Genomic DNA, 2,980 nt, shown 5'->3' on the forward strand with positions numbered 1-2,980 from the left:
CCATGCGGTCTACAGGCTGCCCTGTTAAAATACGGGCAAGCCTTTCTTTAGGGGTGTAATTGGACATAGTTAAATTCTCCATTAAACATGAAAGATCTGACTATATAAAATGCTCACAAATAATATGGCCTGTTAAAAAACCAGGGGATGAGGTATTGGCTTATGTGATTTATGAGCCTTAAATAGCCAGGTAATTATTTATCATCGGCTTGAATTCTGTTTTAAAGTTAATCCTTCCATTTACAGGGTTTTCCTGTACCTTGTACCTTTGACATGACCTCTATGCGCTTGAAGCCTTCCCAGAGGCCGTGCACATTGCAACCTGCGACTGCAATTAGATCCGTAAGCACTGATTTTGTACCACAGTCCCCGCACACATTGACCCCATGGATATTACACTCTTCCAGCACCTTCGTGGCAACAACCTCTTCTGGGATAGTTACCGTGAACTCCGCGATAACGCTTGTGTCAGATGGTGAAAGTTTCACCTCTCCCAGTTGTCTTCCGTGCATAGAGAGCTTTATCCATTCGATGTAATGAGCTTGTTCCATTACGTGTGGAACTGTTACCTTCACAGTGAAAGGCTGTCCAGTGAGGACAAGTTCCGGTGCTTCTATAATAGGCACATGCTTCTGCTCCAGCTCAGTGAGATGAGCTGGATCTGCAGCCTTGTTGATCTTTTTCTTATCAACCATTCGATCACCATTCTCCATTCCAATCAGTCATAAGTAAATAAAATGCCAGCAGAGCTGACATTAAAATTTATAGTGTTTCACAGAGTGGTACAGCACAACCAAAAAGAAAACTATTATCACTCCAAGGGATGAGAAATAGGATACCGGATCCCATACGAAGCTCATGGCTCCGCTTTCTCCCCAGCCTACAAGCACAGTTCCCTGCAAGACCACTGGTGTTACCACACAGGTAAAAGCAACTATGAAGATAAAGAGGATGTCAAAGATCCTCATGAACACTCCTCTTTCGCCTTCCTCTTTAACTGCTTCTGCCATCTTATACCTCCTTAATCATAGTATTCAAATTCGAACATGTGTTTCTTGATGGATCTATATACACCTACACATCCTAATGTTTCTATTCCCAGCAACAGGATTATGAAAAGTATATACAGTCCCAAAAGGATGGAAGGTATAGGCACACTGGCTCCTATTATTGACACTATGTTGTATATCATATACAGTTCGGAGAAGTACAGCAGTGCCAGCAGCAGCACAATGACACCAGCATCCTGATGCAATTTGCTACGGTATCTGTTATTGTCGATATTTGCCAACGTCATCCCTCCTTATTCGCTCCTGTGCATTACGGGCTTTGGCCATCCCATGTCGCGTTCCCAGTCATGCTCACTCTCTATGCTCTTGTACCTCCAGTTGAAGTAGAAGTACGCTACTATGTAGAACACCAGCCCAAAGATCAGGTTGTAACGGTATCCCCAGTTGAGCGTTGATAGGATCACTACTGCCAGGAATATGGTAAAGTAAGCTATCCATGGCTGCATGGGTCCTATGAAAGGACGTACCTTGCTCGAATCTTGTGGGAACATTTTCCTGAACCTTATGAGAGCAAATGGAATTAGCACATAGGCAACCATTCCTGATGTGATCGAGAAGGTAATTACCTGGTCAAGGAAGCCGCTGAACGCAAAAGCTATGGCTATAGGCATTGTAAAGATCACAGCCCTGTAAGGTGTGTAGTATCTCGGGTGCACAGCTGAGAACCAGGGTGTAAGGAAGTGGTCCCTGGACAATGCAAACCACGATCTTGAAGAGTCACATACACATCCGTTTGCACTGGCAAGGCAGGTGAACAGTGTGCCTATGGCCAGGAACACCACCAGGAAATACATACCAGTTGATGTTGCTGCCTCGTACAGAGGATACACAGATACTCCAAGAACTGATGCGGGTATAAGGCCAGCACATAGATATAGCGTCATGCCTGCTGCAATAAGCAGGGTGATCATACCAGCCTGTTGTCCCAGAGGAACAGCCCTTGAAGGATGCTTACATTCTTCTGCGCACATTGCCGCACCTTCTATTCCCAGATAGAACCAGGGACCGAACTGCAATGCGGCGAATATGCCCACAATCCCGTTGGGCATCGCGCCTGATATCAGTTCTGCAGGGTTCCATGGTATGCTTCCAATTCCCAGGAGATTAAAGAAGAAGAACACGATTATAGCTATGAAAGCGGTCATGGTTAGCGCAAAGTTAAGAGTAAGTGCAGCCACGACTCCACGATAGTTAATAAACGTAAGGATAGATATCACAAGTAATGTTACCGGTAATACTTGTATCTCCGGGAAGATCGATTGAGCTATTGATGCCACGACAATTGAATCTGCAGCTTCCAGAGCAATATATTCCATGTATACTGCAAGACCAACTATGGCAGCTGCCCCAGGTCCTATGAACAATCTTGCCCAGTCATAGGGACCTCCTGCAAGTTTTGTAGCAGCTCCAAGCTCACTGGCACACAGTGCTACCATAACATACATAGTACCTGCCACAAGCAGTGCAAACAGGGAACCAAGTATACCACCCTTTGCAACTGTGAAGTTCCACCCCATGTACTCTCCGACAAGCACTATACCAACACCAAGAGCCCATACGTGATAAGGTCTCAATGTTTTTACAAGGGTGGGGGATTCTGAACTCGTTTCTTCGGTCATTGAGTTATCCTCCTTTATGATCTTTTTGACACTTTTACAGCATCCAGCAGCACCCAACCTATCAACAAGAAATCGATGAGATAAATTGCACCATTGATCATGGTCCATGTGTCCATTTTAATATGCCTCCGCTGTTTTATATGATAATAATTATTTATGTTAGTTCAACCTCCATGAAAAAAAAAGCCAGCGATTTATTCGCTGGCTTGGTTTTGGAGGCTTAGAACACCAGCCCCAGTCCTTCGAGCTTCTTTCTTGCTCCGTCGTAGACCTTCATGTATTCATCCGTGG

The 2,980-nt window shown here is 44.8% G+C and carries 4 protein-coding genes; all 4 read right to left on the reverse strand.

What is annotated here, in order from left to right; all coding sequences use genetic code 11:
• Positions 1–227: 227 nt before the first annotated feature.
• From A4E24_RS00025 to A4E24_RS00040, 4 genes are read right to left on the reverse strand one after another with little or no spacing between them, the layout of a single operon-like run.
• Positions 228–695 carry a desulfoferrodoxin family protein gene (locus A4E24_RS00025; protein ID WP_292350593.1) on the reverse strand — a complete coding sequence of 156 codons (468 nt, stop codon included), beginning with the start codon at positions 693–695 and terminating at the stop codon, positions 228–230.
• A 60-nt stretch (positions 696–755) separates the two neighbouring features.
• Positions 756–1,010 (reverse strand): AcrB/AcrD/AcrF family protein, encoded by a 255-nt coding sequence (locus A4E24_RS00030; RefSeq protein WP_292350595.1) that lies wholly within the window; start codon positions 1,008–1,010, stop codon positions 756–758.
• 11 nt (positions 1,011–1,021) lie between these two features.
• Positions 1,022–1,291, reverse strand: a complete 270-nt coding sequence (locus A4E24_RS00035; protein ID WP_292350597.1) for a monomethylamine transporter — start codon at positions 1,289–1,291, stop codon at positions 1,022–1,024.
• 12 nt (positions 1,292–1,303) lie between these two features.
• Positions 1,304–2,689 carry an APC family permease gene (locus A4E24_RS00040; protein WP_292350599.1) on the reverse strand — a complete coding sequence of 462 codons (1,386 nt, stop codon included), beginning with the start codon at positions 2,687–2,689 and terminating at the stop codon, positions 1,304–1,306.
• Between the last annotated feature and the right edge of the window lie 291 nt (positions 2,690–2,980).

Source organism: Methanomethylovorans sp. PtaU1.Bin093, assembly GCF_002067275.1.
Classification (GTDB): domain Archaea; phylum Halobacteriota; class Methanosarcinia; order Methanosarcinales; family Methanosarcinaceae; genus Methanomethylovorans.